We start from the raw sequence: 18,249 nt of genomic DNA, 5'->3' as shown, positions 1-18,249 counted from the left end.
GGAGGGGTGCGTTCCCCTCAACCCTATCCTGGGGTCGGATCGCTCGCCCCACCGCATCGACATCCAAGTGGGGGACGGTGCTTACAAGATCGCCCGATCGGCGTTGATCAGCGCCTTGGAGGAGAGTGCGTCACTGCACAACTTGCTGCTGCGCTTCGCGCAGGTGCAGGGGCTGCAGTCGAACTACACGGCCCTGTCAAACGCGGTGCACCAGATCAACGAGCGGCTCGCGCGCTGGCTGCTGATGTGCCACGACCGCAGCCCCAGCAACGAGATGGCACTTACTCACGATTATCTTGCGCTGATGCTGGCGGTGCGCCGCCCCAGCGTGACGACGACACTGCATGTTCTGGAGGGCAACGGCTTCATCAGGACGGAGCGGGGCCTCATCACGATCCGCGACCGGCGCGGTTTAGAGGAGTTCGCCCAGGACGCCTACGGCCGGCCCGAGGCCGAGTACCGCCGCCTGATCGGTCCCCTGAATTGATAGGCAGGCGGGCCTAGGAGACCCGTTTTGCCGCCAACATGGGCCTCAAATTTGCTTGAATTCGAGCCGCGAGCGGCTGTAGAGCAGCCAAGCTGTTTGATTTCAGGCCTGAGCGGTGCAGCCTCAATGCAAGATAACTTAGCACTTATAAGGATGGTGGAAGCACCGGCGCTCACCGCCTCGGCAGGAGCCGGAAGGTGTGTGCAATCACGACCCTTCCCCTTAAGCATAAATCAGGTTATTCACGGGATTGTTGCACACACCTCTCGTTGAATTCATTGACTTTTTTGCCTGGTGCAAATTACTTTTAATCTGTAGGTCCTGGGTTCGAATCCCAGCGCGCTCACCAACACTTAGCTCAATCCACCGTTCCTGCAGGAACGGTTTTGGGACGGTGGACGCTCGGGAACTCTCGGGAGATTCTGGGAGCGTCTCGATGGGCTGCGCGAAGGGGAGGGCGGTCAGAGCTTGTCGGCCGGTGCGATGGCTGGGGAACTGCGCTCTCGGCCATCGAGGCCTTCCGCTTAGCGCCACCTCCAGATCTTCGACCGGTGCCGCCGGAATGGCCGCTCGTCACCCGATAGCCGACCTCTCGACAGCTCGCCGACCACGCTCCCGATACTCACGCACGTGGTTCGCATAAGGGCAGCGTACGGCGCCAACATTCTTCAGCGCGCACGCCGGGCGGCCGCAAACTTGGGTGCAGGCAGCAGAAGGGTCTCTGCCGCCCCGCTTTCATGCTTTGTTCGCGATAGGAAGGCGAAAGCAGCAGGCGAGCAACTGCTTTTGCGCGAGGACGGTCCACGCGCCAGCGAACCCGGAGCCCTTGCGCAACCACACGCAAGGTGCCCAGGTAATGCTAAGGCCGCGATGGCGCGGTCCCGGACCCCGTGTTCGCATTTCCTGTCATGGGCAGCGATCGCGCTTTATCGAGCAGGGTCGTGGCGGCGTCCACGCAGTCCTTTAGCGTTTCCCGAGGGCCGCACCGGACATGGATCCGCGCATCACCCATCCTGATGTGAAATGAGGAGCCCTCCCGCGAGAAGTCGTCCCCGTAGCGGCGCCGATGGTAGCGCTCCCACTCCTCATTAGGACGGTATCGCGAATCATCTCGTCTGCTGTCGCCACGGTCGTATGGCCTGTCTCGCTCATCGTCCCGCGATGAGCCTTGAGCGAGCACCGGGAGGGGCAGCGCCAGAAGGCAAGCTGAAACGACCAGGACCTTACGCATCTGAGATCTCCACAAAATCAGCCTGTGCCGAAGCGCCCCGAAGCAATTCCGCACAGGCTCTTGGCGCCGGCTCTTGGTTCAGCATCATCTTCGCCGCCGAGCCGATCGCAATTGCGGCGCATGATGCCGAGGCAACACGCGCGCGTCACCGGCAGGTTTCGCGGTACTGACGGCAATTGCCACGGCCACGCTCGCCCAGTTCATCCTTGTAGAGGCAGGCCCGTCGGAGTTCCGCGCAGATGTCGCGACGCGAGGGACCTCCACACTCTTCGCGGTAGCGCCGGCAGTTGCCCTGTCCGCGCTCACCCAGAGCGTCCTTGTTCTCGCAGGCAAGCCGAAGCTCCCGGCAGTAGCCTCCGCCTCGGCCGTACTGCGCCGACGCCGAGACAGGTACCATCAGGAGGGCCGCTGCGACGGCTGCTAGAAGACAGGATCGCATCCAAGTATCTCCAAGCGCTAGTGAAGGTCCATAAATACAGCTTCGCCCACCCGAACTCAATCCGAAGATAATCGGCCACATGGGACGAGCTTTATTGCCAAGGTCATGCAGCAGGCGGCTTGGCCGAGGGCTTCAGCAGACGTTCGCCGAGTGGCGCATACGGAGCCGGCGCATTCAGCGGCCTTCTCAAACTCAAAGAGGTCCTTCGCTGATTGGATGTAAATCAAACGTCCGGAGAACGCCTACCACCGGACGCTTGTCTCACACGTTGCGAGAGGCCGCTTCGGGTCAGGAGTTCGCATCTGGGGCGCTGCGATCGGCGGGGAGTCCGGGTTCTGGAAGGCGCGGGTGGCGCAAGACCAGTCGCGGTAAGACACTCCTCAACGCCGGGAAGCGACCGTGCCGTTCGGCGCGCGAGTTCGTACCGGATCGACGGCTTTCTCACCTGCCCCCATCACTTCCCTCGCGCTTGCCGCCCCCCTGCCGCGGTAGGCGCTGGGGCGTTTGCAGCCAACCGTCCACTCCCGGCACGCCTTCGGCGAGAGCGCGACGTACGGTGTAGTCCTGGGCCGACTTGATGCCGCCAAGTTGCTCCCAATCCACCGGCATTGCCACTGACGCACTCGGCTTCGCACGTGTCGAGAACGGCATCACGGCCGTGAGACCGCGCTCGTTGCGGAGATAATCTACAAAGATCCTCCCTTGCCGGTCAGCCTTCGCCATGTCCGAGGTGAACTGCTCAGGGGCGTCCTTCTGCAGCTTCTCGGCGAAGCGCCTTGCGTAGCCATGCACGCTTGCCCAATCCGCGTCGATCAAGGGCACCACCACGTGGATGCCCTTGCCGCCCGACAGCAACGGCCACGCGGAGATACCATCGTCTCGGAGCCGATCGCGTATGTTATGCGCCGCTTCGACAACGCTCCGGAAGGGCACCATAGGGTCTGGATCAAGGTCGAAGACCAGACGATCGGGGCTTTCGAGCGCGGAGGCCCGTGAGCCCCAGCCGTGAAACTCAACGGCACCCATCTGGACGCACGCCAGGATGCCAGCCAGATCCTCGATAAAGAAGTGCTCCTCAACCGCGCCCGAGGTTTCCGTGATCGCGACGCGTCGTACGGCCTCTGGAAAGCCTGCGGCAGCGTGCTGTTGGATGAAGCAGCGCTCACCTACGCCGCGCGGGCAGCGGATCAGTGTCAGAGGCCGATCGCGGATATGGGGCAGCATCATCCCGGCAACGCGCTCGTAGAAGGTGACGAGATCGCGCTTGGTGACATGCGCCTCCGGGTATTGCTCCCGTTCTGGGCTACTGATGCGGATCCCGTGAGAGCTGATGGCCGCACCGCTGCTCAAGGCCTCCTTGGGTGCTCGACCCAATGGCTTGGCTTGCTCCACCGTCACAGCGTCCGCCGGTTTGTCGTCCCGCAAGCCCACGAAGGAGGGATGGCGCGCGATGCCGTCGCGCGTGAATTCCGTGAAAGTGACCTCCGCAACCAGCGTTGGTTCGACCCAGCGTGCGGATCCGGCAAGCCGCGCCGGGAGATCGGGAACCGGCGAAGGGGAGATTTCAAGCGCCCTCAGCCGCTCGGCGACGTCGGCGATGCTCTCGCGAGTGAACCCGGTTCCGACACGGCCGGCGTAGCGAAGCTGGTCACCATGCCGGAGACCCAGGAGCAGTGACGCAAAGCCCGCGCGCTTGTTGCTGGGTGTCCAGCCGATGATCACGAACTCCTGCCGAGCCAGGCATTTGACCTTAAGCCACGCCTCCGACCGGCCGCCCACATAGGGCGCGTCTGCCCGCTTCGAGACTATGCCTTCGAGGCCACCACGACATGCGGTCTCAAGCGCCCCGGGCCCACCTCCAACCTGGTACGGACTGACGTGGAGACTTGAGCCAACGGGCAAGCCTTTCAGAAGTTGGTCCAGGCGAGCTTTACGTTTCGACAAGGGCAAAGCCCGGAGGTCCTCGTCACCGACGGCGAGAAGGTCAAAGGCGAAGAAGTCGAGTGGCGCGTCCTCGCGCATCGCGTTCTGCAGCCTCGCGAAATCCGAACGACCTTTGGCGTTCAGGACGACGACCTCGCCGTCGAGAAGAGCACGCTCGGCCGGGATGGTTTGCGCCTCGGTAACAAGGGCCTGGAAGCGGTCGCTCCAGTCGTTGCCGTAGCGCGTATAAGCGGTCACGCGCGTGCCCTCTTTCACGAGAAGGCAGCGGTAGCCGTCGTACTTGATTTCATGGAGCCATGCTTGCCCCGCGGGTGCCTCAGCAACGAGGGTTGCAAGCTGAAGCGGCTGAAAGGGCGATGCTGCTTGCTTGCGGCTTGAGCGGGTGCCCTGCTCGGATTGCACGACCGGGCGGGAGGGTGACCGCTTCTTGGATGTACTGTCGCGCCCAGCAATGGCCGCCATCGAGCGACCACTCTTGACGCTGTCCGTGTGCCCCTCGGTGAGGCTGTCCGCATCGCCGGCCTGGTCATCGGCGACCTTGCGCAGGAGCCAGTTCTCACGTTTGCCACCGCGCATGCGGATCAGCATCCAGGCGCCCTGCATGCGCTCGCCGTGAAGGCGGAACTGCAGCTTGCCTGCCTTGAGACCCTCGTGCGGATCTCCGTCGGGCTCCCAGCTACCGCGATCCCAGAGCATCACGGTACCCGCCCCGTAGCTTCCTTGCGGAATGGTGCCCTCGTACTCGGCGTACGAAACGGGATGGTCCTCGGTCCGCACCGCCAGTCGCTTTTCGGCGGGATCAAGGCTCGGCCCGCGTGTGACAGCCCAGCTGAGCAGGACGCCATTGAGTTCGAGGCGGAGGTCGTAGTGGAGGCGGGTGGCCTCGTGCTTCTGGACGACGAAGCGGTTCCCGCCGGAGGGGGCGACTACCCCCTGCGGCTCATTCGTGCGCCTGAAGTCCCGCTTAGTGTTGTAGGTTTCGAGCAGGCTGGATGGCATGGCCTCGATGTCACTGCTGAGTGCGCCCTGCTAAACAGGCAGCTCGGCCGAGGATGGTTCCGGCTGGTGATGTGCCGCGTGCTCAACCGCCCCTCCTGGCCTTCCGATGAGGGAACGAGAAATCCCGGCGAACGCAAGGAGCTAATGAGGGCTCTTCCTGGACGACTCTACAGCGGGCCGACAAGCGGACATTGGAGGCTGGGGCGCAAGGTCTACAAGGGTCATGAGTTCACGTCCGGCTTGTTCGGCTATGCGCCACTTCCAGACCTTCGATTGATGCCGCCGCAAGGGCCGCTCGACACCCGACAGCGGCCATTCGCAGTTGGCGATTGCCTCGCTGGCACTCCCGCCGATTCGCGTAAGGCCGGCGTATGGAACCAGCCAAAAAGCCGCTTCCACGACCTCGGCCACGCCGGCAGCATCGGGGCCGAGCACGACGAATAAGCCCTACTGCTGCATCTGCTAGGCAGCAAGCGGAACCGTCCACCAAGCTGGGCCGTTCCCTGCCGCCGTGGGGGTCGTCCAACCATTCCTGCGGCTTGTTCAGGAGGAACCCTCATGAGGACGCCCATCTTCGCGCTGGCTGTGCTGGCCACACTCGGCACTGCGACGCTGGTGACACCAGTTGCAGCAGCACCAGCTGTGCCCGCCCCGCTTGAGGCCCCGGACATGCTGACGATTGTGCAGCACCGCCACGGGCACATGCGGCACCATCATCACATGCGCCGTCATCATCACCACCATCGGATGCGCCACCACCATCATCGGCGGCATCATCACTACTGAGCGCAAAGGGGACCCGCGAGGGTCCTCTTTCTGGTTCCGGATCTCCCAATCAGACCGGTGAAGCGGTTCATTCGCTCGATGTCAGGCGCGACTGCGCGGTCCAAACAATAAAAGCCTACCCGCCGGCCCGCCTTGCGCCCGGCGGACTCTGAAACTACATGCCGCGGCGCGGGTTGTGCCGCAACCGCAGGGACATTCCCCGAGCCTGGATGGACGTGGTAGCCTGATCGCATGACCCTGCCGCCGCTCCTCACGCGTTTGATCGCCGCCGTGATCGTGATGATCGCTGCAGCGTTCGGTGCGTCGATGGCTCAGGCACACGAGGGCCATACCCATCACGCGGCCCAGGCCGCAACGGCACACCACCACCCCCGCTTGGCGCCGGAAGCGGTGGCGCCGCGCGCCGTGGCCGAGACGTTCACCAAAGCTGCGGTGGCCTCACCGGCTGACCGGCTGCTGAGCGTAGCCGTGTCGCGCGCCAAGACCACTGACGAACGCCTCTGCAACGGCGTCTGCTGCTCTCTGGGCGCATCGTGCTGCGTCCCGGGCGCCATGCTGCCAGCCGCTGCAGCAGCGTTTCCGGCAGCAACCGCGGCGGTGCGCCTGATCGCAGCCGCCGAGCCGTTCCGAGCCGGCATAGCCCGCGAAGCCCTGCCGAAACCCCCCCGGTCGATCGCCTAGAACCCGCGTCCCCACGCTTGGGGCAGCGCTGATGTGCGCTGCTGCGTGTGCGTGGACGCAAGCGTCCACCGGCGAAAGATCAATCCATGCATTCCCATATTGCGGCCGCGCTGCGTGCGCTGACCGTGACGCTGGCCCTTGTTGCAGGCCCTGCGTACGCCCACGAAGGGCATGACCACGGCGCCCCCCCGCCACCGGTCTCCAAAACCATTGCGCCCCGGGGCGAGGCGGTGTCGGCCGCGTTCGAGCTAGTCGCTGTGCCGCGCGATGGCACGCTCAGCCTGTACCTCGACCGCTTCCAGACCGGCGAGCCGATCCCGGATGCAACCCTTGAGGTCGATACCCCGAAGGGCACTGTGGCCGCCCAGGCCAAAGAGCCCGGGGTGTATCGCCTGCCCGCGCCCTGGCTGAATAAACCCGGTCAGTACGACATGATGGTCACTGTGACTGCCGGCAGCGACGTCGACGTGCTGCCGATCGCGCTGACGATCCCTGATCCGGCCGCCACGCCTGCCGCGGCGCCGGCGCCCATCGGCGCCACGCAGGCGATCGGTGCAAGCGTCACCCAGGCCGTACCGGCCCTGATCCATGACATCAAGGAGCGCGTCAGCCGCGCCGATCCGGTGCTGCTGGCCGTCGCCGGTGGGAGCTTCCTGCTCGGCATCCTGGTGATGCTGGCCGTACGGGGCCGCCGCCGTGTCCCGGTGATTGCCGTGCTGGCGATCACGGCCACGGTTCTCCTGAGCGCCAGCGCCTTTGCCTATGGCGGCGAGGAGCACGACGACAAGTCGGTGCAGGGCGCCGCACTGACCCTGCCCACCCGCGGCGCTGCCCCGACCGACTTGGCGCAGCGCCTGCCCGACGGCAGCGTGTTTGTGCCCAAACCGACCCAGCGCCTCCTGGGCCTGCGCACGGTCATGACCGAGGTCGGCACCTTCCACCGCACGATCGGCCTGCCCGGTCGGATCATTCCCAACCCCAACGCCAGCGGCGTGGTGCAGTCGTCCGTCGGCGGCCGGCTCTCGCCGCCCCAGAACGGCCAGTTTCCGCGGCTCGGCACCCCGGTGAAGACGGGCGACGTACTCGCCTACGTGACCCCGCCGGTGGCGCGGGTCGACGTCTCCGACATGCGCCAGCGCCAGGGCGAACTCGATCAGCAGATCGCGATCGTGCAGCGCCGGGTCGAGCGTTACCAAAAACTCGCCCCCAACGGCGCGGTCTCACAGGTCCAGCTTGAGGAGGCGCAGGACGAGCTGAAAGGCCTCAAGGATCGTCGCGCAGCGCTCGACAAGATCCGCCTGGAGCCCGAGGCGCTGGTCGCGCCGGTGGACGGCGTGGTCGCCGAAGCCGCGGCGGTGGCCGGTCAGATGGCCAACCCGGGTGCGATGGTCTTTCAGATCGTCGACCCCACCAGCCTCTGGGTCGAGGCCCTGAGCTTCGATGCCCTCGGCGGCGCCGAGAACGCCACCGCGCGAATGGCCGACGGCCGGACCTTGCCGCTGACCTACCGCGGCTCCGGCCTCGCGGACCGCAACCAGGCCATTCCGGTGCAGTTCGCGATCACCAGTGACACCCGCGGCCTGCGGGTCGGCCAGTTCGTCACGGTGCAGGCCGCCACCAGCAGCGAGCTGCATGGCCTGGCCCTGCCCCGCGCCGCGGTCGTGCGCACCAGCAACGGGCAGGACGTCGTCTACGAGCACACCACCGCCGAACGCTACGAGGCCCGTCAGGTCCGCGTGACGCCCCTGGACGGCAACCGGGTGCTGATCGCGGCTGGTCTGGGGGCCGGCAAGCGCGTGGTTACCCAGGGCGCCGAGCTTCTGGATCAGGTGCGCTGAGAAGGTGCGGGAAACATGTTCACGTTCCTTGTCAGCCAGTCCCTGAAGAACCGCCTGCTGGTGCTGGCGGTCGCCACCGTGCTGGTGCTCTACGGTGCGTTCACGGTCACCAAGCTGCCGGTCGACGTCTTTCCGGACCTCAACCGGCCGACCGTGACGATCATGACCGAGGCCGAGGGCTACGCCCCGCCCGAGGTCGAGCAGCTGGTCACCTACCCGATTGAAACCCGCATGAACGGGCTGCCCGGCGTGTCGCGCGTGCGCTCGGTCTCCGGGATCGGCCTGTCGATCACCTACGTCGAGTTCGACTGGGGCACCGACATCTACCGCAACCGCCAGCAGGTCGCCGAGCGCCTGAGCCTGGTGCAGGACCAGCTGCCCCGGGGTGTCACGCCCGTGATGAGGCCGATCTCCTCGATCATGGGGCAGATCCTGCTGGTCGCCGTGACCAGCGAGACCGCGACGCCGATGCAGGTGCGTGAGGCGGCCGACTTCGTGATCCGCCCGCGCCTGCTGACCATTCCCGGGGTCGCCCAGGTCATTCCGATCGGCGGCGAGGTGCGCCAGTTCCGCGTCGCGCCCAACCCGGCCGCGATGCGCACGCTCGGCGTGACCAACGCCCAGCTGGAGACGGCGCTGGCGCAGTTCGGCACCAACGCCGGCGGCGGGTTCACCGACCAGTACGCGCGCGAATACCTGATCCGGAACATCGCCCGCACGCTGGTGTCGGACCTCATAGAAGTTTATCCGGGGACTGAAGAAGTTTGACCAAAATCTCTGAGAAGCTTGTCCAACTTAGCGGATCGCAACCTAAGTCATTGTACCAGCCGCCAGAATTCATGACACGTTTGCCCATTGGCGTGCGGTGATGGATTGGATCAGGTCAGGAGCAGTGGCGAAGCTCTTCCAAGCCTCACAACGAGCCTCAACGATGGCCTCGTAGGTGTCGTAGAGCCGGTGGGCGAGCTTGTTCTGACGCAGGAATTGCCAGTTGGTCTTGGCCGGGTTCAGTTCGGGGAGATTGGGTGACAGCGTCGGCAGAGCGAGCGTGTCAGGCGCCAACAACGCGCCGCTGGCGTGCCAGCCTGCGCCGTCCATCGCCAAGGCCGAGGTGCAGCCTTGGCTGCTCGACCCAAACCAAATGGCCTCCATTGAATCCGGGGCGGTTCACCCGGGTCGGGACCGACAACGCCGGTCGTGAGGTGGCCGGGTCGGCGCACGATCGGCAACACTTATCGGCAATCTTGCCCGCGATACGCCTACAACGTACTATGAAGATGCATCTTTCAGGCTCGAACCGATCGGCAAGATGTCCGCACTTTTGGAAACACCGTCGCGTATCGAGCCCTGCTTCTTCGAAGGCGACATTCCCCGGCCCATCGCCGACTTGGTCGTGGATATCCACTCCACCACCGCCGAGCTTGGCAAGGCGCTTCATCCGGACTCGGCAGCCGAACTGGCCGAGTTCGTCCGGGTCATGAACTGCTACTACTCCAATCTCATCGAGGGCCACGACACCCGTCCCAAGGACATCGAACGCGCCCTGGCCGGAGCCGAACTGGAGGACGAGGCGCGCCCGCTCGCACTCGAGGCGCGCGCCCACGTCAAGGTTCACCGCGAGATCGACGTCCTTCATCGTGAAGGGCGGTTGCCGTCTCCGACTTCCATCGAATTCATCCTCTGGGTGCACCGGCGCTTCTACGAGGAGATGCCCGAGGAGTTCCGATGTGTCCGTTTGGCCAGCGGCCGCAGCGTGGAGATCGTACCGGGCCGGTTTCGCACCAAGGCGGAAGAGGACGTGGCGGTTGGAAGGCATCACCCGCCATCGTCCGGGGTCGTAGGAGACTTCATGGCGTACTTCGCCAAGCGCTTCGGCATGGCGGACGCATGGGCGAGCATACGCGTGATCGCGATCGCCGCAGCCCACCATCGGTTCAACTACATCCATCCCTTCGTCGACGGCAACGGCCGCGTCAGCCGCCTGGTCGCCCACGCCATGGCGTTGAAGGCCGGCATCGGAGGAAAGGGGCTGTGGTCCATCTCGCGCGGCCTGGCACGTGGCCTGGAGGACAATGGCGAGTACAAGCGGATGATGGATCACGCCGACATGCCACGGCAGGGCTCGCGGGATGGCCGGGGCAACCTATCCGAGGCGGCACTGCGGACGTTCTGCACTTGGTTTCTGTCCGTGGCGCTGGATCAGGTCCGGTTCACTTCCGCCGCGTTCAGGTTCGACACCCTGGAGGATCGCTACCGCAGGCTGCTCAGGGACCTCGGCCACGATGCGAAGGCTGGTGAACTCGTCTCGACGGCACTGAGATTCGGGGAGATGGAACGAGGCCGCGCGGCACTGGTCCTCGGAGTTTCGGAGCGAACCGCCCGATCGACGCTGTCGAAGCTCGTGGAGGACGGGTTCATGAAATCCCGCACCCCGAAGTCGCCGGTGCGGGTCGCATTTCCGCTGGACTATCGGGATCGTCTCTTTCCAAGCCTGTTCGCCGACCACAGGATCGAGGCGCCTGCACCACCGTCCTTCCGTTTTGCTAGATGAAGATGCGGAGTGCGGAGCGCCTGATTCCACACTACAATCCGGTTAGCCCCTTAATCCCGTCCCTCGCCGGCCGTGGCGAAGATCTTGAGAAGGCGACCCCGCTCCGCCTCGGCGACCGCGGGACCCTGTGCCGTGCCACCCTTCGGGACAACGGCACTGCGAACCGGCTCCCGCTTGTCGGCACCGGCGACCGGCCCCACGGGCGGCATCGCGATCTCGCGCGGGCCCGCGGCCAGGGCCTCCGGACGGCTGACTTCGCCGAGCCCATCTCCCGCCGCCATCATGGTCTCGCGAAACGCCCGATGCTGGCCGCCATCCTCGTACACCAGCCGAACCGCCGGCGTTCCGTTTGCCACCAATGTCGCGACCTTACGGTCGTCGTCGGCCTGCTTCCGCGCGACCGCGCCGGCCATGGAGTCGTCACTCCCGGCATCGAACACGTAGCGGCCGCCCGCGACGCCGACGCCCGGCTCGGCATTCGTCACCTCGAACCGATCGGAACCCTCCTTGAGGTTCCGCCAGAACACGATGTTCGGGTCCTGCCGGTGCCGGGCCAGGTTCTCCGGGGTCATGCGGAACGGGTAGGACTGGAACTGCACGGCGCGCTGCCCGCCAGCGAACGCCTCGCGCACCACGGCATAGAGCTCCGAGATCGCCTCGTCCGTCATCGCGAAGCAGCCCCGCGACGAGCAGGAGCCGTGCACCATCAGGTGCGCGCCCGTGCGTCCCAGGGCGCGGTCGTACTCGTTCGGGTACCCGAGGTTGAACGAGAGATAGAGGCTCGAATTCGGGTTCATGGACGCCGGCGTGACCGAATAGAAGCCCTCCGGGGCCTGCCGGTCTCCCTCCCGGGTCTTGGGTCCGAGCTGGCCCGACCAGCGGCACATCGGGTACGTCTTCAGGAGGGCGTACCTGCCGTCCGCGCCGCGCTTCCAGAGCTCGATCTCGGACTCCTTCTTGAAGGCCCGCATCAGGATCGGATCGGCCGGCGAGACCCCCTTCGCCGACATCAAGGCCAGGGTCGTGGGCGGGATGGGCGCGAGGTGGCGCGTCGAGGCCGCGTACTGACCGTCCTGACAGGCGGACAGCGCCAGGAGGAGAGCCACGCCGAGCGTCGTCGTCTTCAGCATGTCGGCCTCGCCGGAGTCGGAGCACGAGCCTGAGCCCGAAGGATTGATGCCAGGTTGCCGTGGCTGCGGTTGGGCGGAATCGGGCCCCTCATGGGACCGGCTCCCCGGCACAGGAATGCCTCCGCCGCATGGGGAGACCCGCCCGGAGCAGCAGGGCGACGCCGACGGAGATCCAGACGTCCGCCAGGTTGAAGGTGAACCAGTGGATGCCGCCCGTGTGCAGATCGAGATAGTCGGTGACGGCCCCGTCCATCAGCCGGTCGAGGAAGTTGCCGAGGGCCCCGCCGGCGATCGCCGCGATACCGAGACGCTCGAGCGGATCCGGGGTGGCCAGAGCCCAGGCCATCACGAGGCAGGTGAGCGTGCCTTGAACGCCGAGAAGAACCGCGAGGGAAGAGGGATCGCGGGCCGGGAACAGACTGAAGCTGATGCCCTGGTTGAACGACAGGCTCAGGTCCACCAGGGGCACCAAGCCACGGACGGCTCCCTCGGCCAGCCAGGCCTCGGCCAATGCCTTGGCGCCGAGGTCGACGGCTGCGGCGGCCGCGATCACTGCGGCCACGGCCGCCACCCGGCCGGCCCACCCTGACGGCGGTGCCATCAGGCCCTCAGGAGGCGGAGCGCGTTGGCCGTCACCAGGACGGTCGCGCCGGTGTCGGCCAGGATGGCGGGCCAGAGGCCCGTGATGCCGGCGATGGTCGTCGCCAGGAACACCGCCTTCAGGCCGAGGGCGATGGCGACGTTCTGGCGGATGTTGCCCAGAGTCGCGCGTGAGAGCGAGACCAGCGCGGCCACGTCGCCCACGCGGTCGTTGAGCACCGCCGCGTCCGCCGTCTCCAGGGCCGCGTCGGTGCCGCCCCCCATCGCGATGCCGACGCTGGCGGAGGCAAGCGCCGGGGCGTCGTTGATGCCGTCTCCGACCATGGCCACCGGGCCCGCCGCCTTCAGGGCCGCGATCTGCGCGAGCTTGTCTTGGGGCAGGAGCTCGGCCTTCACGTCGAGACCGAGCCCGGACGCGACCGCCTCGCCCGTGCGCCGGTTGTCGCCGGTCAGCATGACGCAGCGCACGCCGAGCTTCCGCAGGGCCGCGATGCCGGCGGCCGCGTCGGCCCGAGGCTCGTCCCGGACGGCGATCGCCCCCATGGCCTCGGCGCCGCGCACGACGACGACCACCGTCTTGCCGCCGGCCTCCAGGTCCGCGACTGCGCGTTCCGCCTCGGGGCCGAGCCGGACACTCTCGGCGGCGTGGCGCGGCGAGGCGACGAGCACCGTCTGCCCCATGACCGTGGCCTGCACCGCCTTGCCGGGGATGGCGCGGGCATCCCGCGTCGGTCGGAGCGGCACCTCGTCCGCGTTCGCCCGGTCGAGGATGGCCCAGGCGATGGGATGGCTGGACCCGTTCTCGACCGCTGCGGCCAGCCCGAGAAGCGAGCGCTCCGACGTCTCCGCGGCGAAGGCCAGGATGTCGGTGACCCGAGGCCGCCCTGCCGTCAGCGTACCGGTCTTGTCGAACGCGACCGTGCGCACACGCCCGATGACCTCCAACGCGGCCCCGCCCTTCACGAGCAGCCCGCGCCGGGCGCCGGCGGCCAGCCCGGAAGCGATGGCGGCCGGGGTCGAGAGCACCAGGGCGCAGGGACAGGCGATGAGGAGAAGCGCCAAGCCTCGGTAGATCCAGGTGCCCCAGTCGGCACCGAGCAGGAGCGGCGGCACGACCGCGACGGCGGCCGCGAACGCGAAGGCGACGGGCGTGTAGACCGCGCTGAACCGGTCGATGAAGCGCGCGGTGGGCGACTTCGACGCCTGCGCCTCCTCGACGAGGTGCAGGATGCGGGCGATCGTGTTGTCCGCCGCCGTCTTCGTGACCCGGATCTGGAGCGCGCCGTCCGCGTTGACGCTGCCCGCGTAGACGGTGTTGCCGACCTCCTTCGGCTTCGGCACCGACTCGCCGGTGATGGGGGATTCGTCGAGGCTCGACGAGCCGTCGGTCACCACGCCGTCGGCCGGGACGCGGTCGCCCGGCCTGACCACGACGACCTGCCCGATGGCCAGCGACGCCGCGGGCACCTCGCGGATCGTGCCGTCGGCCTCGTCGACGAGGCGGGCGGTCTTCGGCACAAGGGCGGCGAGCGCCTTGATCCCGGCGCGCGCCCGGCCCGCAGCCACGACCTCCAACATCTCGCCGACCGTGAAGAGCAGGACGACGATGGCGGCCTCCTCGGCCGCATGGATGGCGAGCGCCCCCGCGGTCGCGACCGACATCAGCATCTCGATGGAGAAGGGCGTGCCGGCGAGCGCCGCCACGATCGCCCGACGACCGTAGTAGGCAAGGCCCACGAGCGCGCCCGGCCAGTAGGCGTACTCGCCCGCGAGGCTCGGCGCGACGCGCTCGACCAGGAAGCCGGCGGCGAACAATGCGCCGATGAGGAAGCCCAGCATCGCCTTCCGGCTCCGCCACAGCGGCGGCTCGGCCTCCTCCGCGGCGTCGGCCTGCGGCATGGCACCCTCGGTCTGCGCCCTGGCCAGGTCCGCGGCCGTGGGTAGCGGCGCGACGCCGTAGCCCAGGCGCTCGACGCGCTCCTCCAGCTCGGTCCTCGGGGTCGCAGCCTCGTCGAGCGCCAGATCGAGGACTTGGCTGCCGTAGTTGACGCGTACGTCCGCGACGCCCGGGAGCCGCGAGACGGCAGTCTCGATCTTCCCGGCGCAGGTCGGGCAGTCCATGCCCCTGACCCTGTAGCGCAGGGGCTGCGGGCCCCCCGCGGAGGACGATGGCGCGTGCAAGGGGGCGGCCTGGTTCATGCTGCACTCCGTCCGCCGGGCTCCTGGTCCGGGCTGGGAAGGCCCCTACATGCACCCTGTAGTCGCTATAGGGTCAAGGCCGTGCGCAACGCCTCTTCCATGACCATCGGCAACCTCGCGAAGGCGACGGGGACCCGCGTCGAGACGGTGCGGTGGTACGAGAAAGTCGGGCTCCTTCCCGAACCGGAGCGATCGGGCGGGAACTACCGGCTCTACGGACCCGGGCATCTGCGCCGGCTGAGCTTCATCCGCCGCGGTCGCGCCCTGGGTTTCACGGTCGAGCAGATCCGGGATCTGCTGGCCCTCTCCGACGATCGGGAACGGTCCTGCGGCGAGGTCGACACGATCGCGCGCGCGCACCTCGCCGACGTGGAGCGAAAGCTGGCCGACCTGACCCGGCTCGCCGCGGAACTGCGCGAGGTCATCGGGCAGTGCGGCTGCGGCTCGGTCGCCGACTGCCGCATCATCGAGGCCCTCTCGCCGTCGGGCGAGGCCGCCTGACACCTCGGGACCGGCTCGTCACAGGTCGCAGCCGCCCTGGCAGAGCCTGGACTCTAGCCCGGGGGTCAGGCCAGATCAGCACCGCGATACCGGGCGAAAACGGCTCTCGTGCCGGGACCGAACAGGACCACGTCGTAGGTGTCGGGCTCCATGCCGTCGATTTCCATGCCGGGCGAGCCGATCGGCATGCCGGGTACCGCCAGCCCCGTGCCCCGGTGCCTCTCCGCCAACAGGCGCTTGATCGCGCCGGCCGGCACGTGCCCCTCGACCACGTAGCCGCCGACCTGGGCCGTGTGGCAGGAGGCGAGATCGCGCGGCACCCCGAGCCGGATCTTCAGCGGGTTCACCGGCGCCTCGACGACCGTGACCGCGAAGCCGGCCTCGCGGAGGTGCGCGACCCACTTCTCGCAGCAGCCGCAGCTCGGGTCCTTGGTCACGGCGACCGTGGGCAGGTCCTCCGCCGACGCCCCGCGCGCGACCGCCAGCGCTGCCGTCAGGCCTGCAAGCACGGTCCGCCGGGATGGCATCGTATCGCTCCTCATCGTCATCTCCCTTTTGCCCTCACTCCGCCGCCTGCGACAGCGACACGCTTCCTTCCGTCGCCTCCCGCTTGGCCTCCCCCGGCGGGAGCCCGCGCCCCTTCACCAGGGCGTAGACCGCCGGAATCACGACCAGATTCAGCACCGTCGAGGAGACCATACCGCCGATCATGGGCACCGCGATGCGCTGCATGACCTCGGAGTCTGCCGATCCGGCGCAGCGCATGCCGCCCACCCATCCCTCGCAGAGAGGCCGCGGGCGCGATGACGCGGCCGTCACGATGCATGGCCGGCTCGCAAACCATCGGGGCCATCGGCCTCATTCAGGATTTTCATCTGGTCGAGTGAAGCATCAGGCAAAACAGCGCCATCGCACCTGTGACGCTCACCATGATCCAACACATCGCGCGGTGCGCACGGTCCTGAATCTCAGGCCTGACTTTCCTTCGTCGGTAGACGCGAGACTTGGCGGATGGCTGCCGTTCCTTATTCACGGTTGCCTCCTGATGCCGAGGCCCGGGATGCCGACGCACCATTCCGTCGATGGATTTCAGCTTCGCGACGCCAAACCAAAGATTTGGCGTAAAATCGAAATCGCAACCAGGACTCGCTTCCGTTGCCTCCCGGCATGATGCGCAATCCACGAATGCGGTACGGCATTCTTTGCAGTTGCCGCCTCCAAATACCAGCTCGTGTTTGCGCACATAGGAAAGGGGCCTTGCCGTCCTCACCTTCGCTGTTCGGCGAGAGATCGTGGCACGCCGACCGAACTTCGGGGCGCGCTCGATCCGGCGTCACGACATGACAGGCCACGCTGCGGCGAAACACGCCGCGGATATCCGAGAGTGCCCTCGACTGGATGGCGTTCGTCGGTGCCGAGCGCACTTGGCTCAAGCTCCAACCAGCGCGATCCTCGCCGGCGCACTGTCCTTCAACGGTTTCGACTTGAGCACGGAGACAACCTCGGCGTAGCGAGCACGGGCATCGGACCAGTTCTGGCTGAAGTCGAACAACTCGCGCAGAGCGGGCGCTATCTCCCGATAGGCGGCGAGCGCTGCGACGAGAGCGCCCAGCGTAAGCCTCTGCTGCAATACCAAGTAACCGCCGATCGCGAAGAAGAAGAACGGCGTCAGATTTGACGTATAGTTGTAAATAGTTTTGAATCGGGCCTTGAGCTCGCTGATTTCGAGACGTACCCGCTCGAGGATTTCAGCTTGGCGCGCATGAGCCTTCGTCGGCGATCCGACCGGCCCGGCGCCACCGACGACGCCAAGCTCATGCGAAAGGGCTGCATTGAAGCTCCGCGTGGCGTGCACCCGCTCGCGGACCTTCGCATTGATTCGCCGCTGCAATGGCGGAAGGACGGCGATCTGCACCGGCAACATCATCAAAGCCGCGAAAGCCAGTGCGACATCCTGCATGAACAGGAATACGAGGCTTGTGAGCAGCGTACCTCCCTGAATCAAAGGTTCGACCAGCATCCCGCTGCCGAAGTAGCCGATCGGCTCGCATTCCTGGATCGCGACGGCCGCAAGCGTCGATCGACCGCGCGCGCAGTCCTCCTCTCGCCTGCGCCGGATGACGGCAAGCCGAATGCGCCGCACGATCCGCTCGTTCACCCGGCTACGGACAACGTTGACGATGTACTTGATAAATCCATTCAACGTAAGCAAAATGAGGTAACCAGCACACAGCGCGAATAGCAGTTCTTCATTTCCGAGCGGGAGACCGAACAAGCTCATCCCGGAAGCTTTATCGTCAAGAACGTTGTCCACGATCTGCTTGGGAAGAAGCAGAAGCACATAGGTCATGGGAATCGTCGTGATCGAGAGCGCAACCAGCTTCGCCTGGGTGGGCCAAGTCGACCGCAGCACGAAGCGTTCGAGGTTGCGACGATGCCGACCCGGCCGGGCGGCGGCTGCCTCGGAGCGGGCGGATCGCGCCCGCCAAGCGCGCCGGGAGATCGAGAGGACGAGGCGGAGGACGTGCCATCCCATCCAGGCAGGTGCGATGACGAGCACGACCACGAAGATGGGCAGCATCCAGCGATGGTCTTCCGGATAGTGGACCCAGACGACGACGTGCATGAGGCGATGAAGTTGTTCGATACCGTTTCCCAGCATGCCTCGGCTCCTTGGGCACTCGGATGAGCACTGCCGCATCAGGCTCCGACTGCCGCACCTCTCGAGTGCAACCCTGAAACAGGGGAGCAGCTCAGGCGGGCAATCGACCTGCATCAAGCCGAACAGACGGTTCCAGCGACTTCGAAGCTCACGGGCTTCGGGCGGGTCGACGGGGGATGGCTGCGGTCGGCGCCAGGATGA

General features: G+C 66.6%; 13 protein-coding genes and 3 pseudogenes. 7 read left to right on the top strand and 9 right to left on the bottom strand.

All coding sequences use genetic code 11. The annotated features are described in order from the left end of the window. Nucleotides 1-487 (top strand): Crp/Fnr family transcriptional regulator (locus MFF61_RS03345; protein ID WP_238233702.1); only part of this gene is annotated, 487 nt, incomplete at its 5' end. Nucleotides 488-1,222: 735 nt separating this feature from the next. On the opposite strand, the pseudogene MFF61_RS03340 reads toward MFF61_RS03345, so the two are convergent. Both MFF61_RS03340 and ligD read right to left on the bottom strand, forming a co-directional pair. Next, nucleotides 1,223-1,327: pseudogene (locus MFF61_RS03340) on the bottom strand (IS6 family transposase); the annotation flags it as partial. A 1,271-nt stretch (nt 1,328-2,598) separates the two neighbouring features. After that, nucleotides 2,599-5,100 carry a DNA ligase D gene (ligD, locus tag MFF61_RS03330; RefSeq protein WP_238233700.1) on the bottom strand — a complete coding sequence of 834 codons (2,502 nt, stop codon included), beginning with the start codon at nt 5,098-5,100 and terminating at the stop codon, nt 2,599-2,601. A gap of 558 nt (nt 5,101-5,658) precedes the next feature. Between ligD and MFF61_RS03325 the strand changes: the two genes are divergently transcribed. The 4 genes and pseudogenes from MFF61_RS03325 to MFF61_RS03310 all read left to right on the top strand — a co-directional run. Beyond that, nucleotides 5,659-5,886 carry a hypothetical protein gene (locus MFF61_RS03325; protein WP_238233699.1) on the top strand — a complete coding sequence of 76 codons (228 nt, stop codon included), beginning with the start codon at nt 5,659-5,661 and terminating at the stop codon, nt 5,884-5,886. 231 nt (nt 5,887-6,117) lie between these two features. Continuing rightward, the gene (locus MFF61_RS03320; protein ID WP_238233698.1) at nt 6,118-6,567 is read left to right on the top strand and encodes a hypothetical protein; all 450 of its coding nucleotides are present in this window, start codon (nt 6,118-6,120) and stop codon (nt 6,565-6,567) included. A gap of 86 nt (nt 6,568-6,653) precedes the next feature. Beyond that, nucleotides 6,654-8,405 carry an efflux RND transporter periplasmic adaptor subunit gene (locus MFF61_RS03315; RefSeq protein ID WP_238233697.1) on the top strand — a complete coding sequence of 584 codons (1,752 nt, stop codon included), beginning with the start codon at nt 6,654-6,656 and terminating at the stop codon, nt 8,403-8,405. A 15-nt stretch (nt 8,406-8,420) separates the two neighbouring features. Further along, a pseudogene (locus MFF61_RS03310) lies at nt 8,421-9,137 on the top strand (efflux RND transporter permease subunit); the annotation flags it as partial. 105 nt (nt 9,138-9,242) lie between these two features. Here the strand turns inward: MFF61_RS03310 and MFF61_RS03305 are convergent. Continuing rightward, the gene (locus tag MFF61_RS03305) at nt 9,243-9,557 is read right to left on the bottom strand and encodes a hypothetical protein (RefSeq protein ID WP_238233696.1); all 315 of its coding nucleotides are present in this window, start codon (nt 9,555-9,557) and stop codon (nt 9,243-9,245) included. Nucleotides 9,558-9,714: 157 nt separating this feature from the next. Here MFF61_RS03305 and MFF61_RS03300 point away from each other — a divergent pair, with 157 nt between their 5' ends. Continuing rightward, nucleotides 9,715-10,956 (top strand): Fic family protein, encoded by a 1,242-nt coding sequence (locus MFF61_RS03300; protein ID WP_238233695.1) that lies wholly within the window; start codon nt 9,715-9,717, stop codon nt 10,954-10,956. 50 nt (nt 10,957-11,006) lie between these two features. Here MFF61_RS03300 and MFF61_RS03295 read toward each other — a convergent pair whose 3' ends face one another. The 3 genes from MFF61_RS03295 to MFF61_RS03285 form a co-directional block, all read right to left on the bottom strand. Beyond that, a complete protein-coding gene (locus tag MFF61_RS03295; RefSeq protein WP_238233694.1) occupies nt 11,007-12,086 on the bottom strand; it encodes a L,D-transpeptidase family protein in 1,080 nt (359 codons plus the stop codon). A gap of 88 nt (nt 12,087-12,174) precedes the next feature. Further along, the gene (lspA, locus tag MFF61_RS03290) at nt 12,175-12,687 is read right to left on the bottom strand and encodes a signal peptidase II (protein WP_306423374.1); all 513 of its coding nucleotides are present in this window, start codon (nt 12,685-12,687) and stop codon (nt 12,175-12,177) included. Further along, nucleotides 12,687-14,885 (bottom strand): heavy metal translocating P-type ATPase, encoded by a 2,199-nt coding sequence (locus tag MFF61_RS03285; RefSeq protein ID WP_238233692.1) that lies wholly within the window; start codon nt 14,883-14,885, stop codon nt 12,687-12,689. The genes lspA and MFF61_RS03285 overlap by 1 nt, the downstream gene beginning before the upstream one ends. Before the next feature lie 99 nt (nt 14,886-14,984). Here MFF61_RS03285 and MFF61_RS03280 point away from each other — a divergent pair, with 99 nt between their 5' ends. After that, a complete protein-coding gene (locus MFF61_RS03280) occupies nt 14,985-15,386 on the top strand; it encodes a MerR family transcriptional regulator (RefSeq protein ID WP_238233691.1) in 402 nt (133 codons plus the stop codon). A 65-nt stretch (nt 15,387-15,451) separates the two neighbouring features. On the opposite strand, the gene MFF61_RS03275 is transcribed toward MFF61_RS03280, so the two are convergent. The 3 genes and pseudogenes from MFF61_RS03275 to MFF61_RS03265 all read right to left on the bottom strand — a co-directional run bounded on the left by MFF61_RS03275 (nt 15,452) and on the right by MFF61_RS03265 (nt 18,048). Continuing rightward, the gene (locus MFF61_RS03275) at nt 15,452-15,928 is read right to left on the bottom strand and encodes a DUF411 domain-containing protein (RefSeq protein ID WP_238233690.1); all 477 of its coding nucleotides are present in this window, start codon (nt 15,926-15,928) and stop codon (nt 15,452-15,454) included. A 19-nt stretch (nt 15,929-15,947) separates the two neighbouring features. Continuing rightward, nucleotides 15,948-16,217: pseudogene (locus MFF61_RS03270) on the bottom strand (hypothetical protein); the annotation flags it as partial. Nucleotides 16,218-16,815: 598 nt separating this feature from the next. Continuing rightward, nucleotides 16,816-18,048, bottom strand: a complete 1,233-nt coding sequence (locus MFF61_RS03265; protein WP_238233689.1) for an ABC transporter ATP-binding protein — start codon at nt 18,046-18,048, stop codon at nt 16,816-16,818. Nucleotides 18,049-18,249: the final 201 nt, after the last annotated feature.

The sequence above is a fragment of the Methylobacterium isbiliense genome, assembly GCF_022179325.1.
GTDB classification, from domain to species: domain Bacteria; phylum Pseudomonadota; class Alphaproteobacteria; order Rhizobiales; family Beijerinckiaceae; genus Methylobacterium; species Methylobacterium isbiliense.
Note: the sequence above shows the minus strand (reverse complement) of the source record. Positions and strands in the feature narration are given on the sequence as shown.

What these genes read in the sequence shown, in the direction of transcription:
- ligD (WP_238233700.1), bottom strand. Translation starts at nt 5,100, where the DNA reads ATGCCATCCAGCCTGCTCGAAACCTACAACACTAAGCGGGACTTCAGG.
- MFF61_RS03325 (WP_238233699.1), top strand. Translation starts at nt 5,659, where the DNA reads ATGAGGACGCCCATCTTCGCGCTGGCTGTGCTGGCCACACTCGGCACT.
- MFF61_RS03320 (WP_238233698.1), top strand. Translation starts at nt 6,118, where the DNA reads ATGACCCTGCCGCCGCTCCTCACGCGTTTGATCGCCGCCGTGATCGTG.
- MFF61_RS03315 (WP_238233697.1), top strand. Translation starts at nt 6,654, where the DNA reads ATGCATTCCCATATTGCGGCCGCGCTGCGTGCGCTGACCGTGACGCTG.
- MFF61_RS03305 (WP_238233696.1), bottom strand. Translation starts at nt 9,557, where the DNA reads ATGGAGGCCATTTGGTTTGGGTCGAGCAGCCAAGGCTGCACCTCGGCC.
- MFF61_RS03300 (WP_238233695.1), top strand. Translation starts at nt 9,715, where the DNA reads ATGTCCGCACTTTTGGAAACACCGTCGCGTATCGAGCCCTGCTTCTTC.
- MFF61_RS03295 (WP_238233694.1), bottom strand. Translation starts at nt 12,086, where the DNA reads ATGCTGAAGACGACGACGCTCGGCGTGGCTCTCCTCCTGGCGCTGTCC.
- lspA (WP_306423374.1), bottom strand. Translation starts at nt 12,687, where the DNA reads ATGGCACCGCCGTCAGGGTGGGCCGGCCGGGTGGCGGCCGTGGCCGCA.
- MFF61_RS03285 (WP_238233692.1), bottom strand. Translation starts at nt 14,885, where the DNA reads ATGAACCAGGCCGCCCCCTTGCACGCGCCATCGTCCTCCGCGGGGGGC.
- MFF61_RS03280 (WP_238233691.1), top strand. Translation starts at nt 14,985, where the DNA reads ATGACCATCGGCAACCTCGCGAAGGCGACGGGGACCCGCGTCGAGACG.
- MFF61_RS03275 (WP_238233690.1), bottom strand. Translation starts at nt 15,928, where the DNA reads ATGAGGAGCGATACGATGCCATCCCGGCGGACCGTGCTTGCAGGCCTG.
- MFF61_RS03265 (WP_238233689.1), bottom strand. Translation starts at nt 18,048, where the DNA reads ATGCTGGGAAACGGTATCGAACAACTTCATCGCCTCATGCACGTCGTC.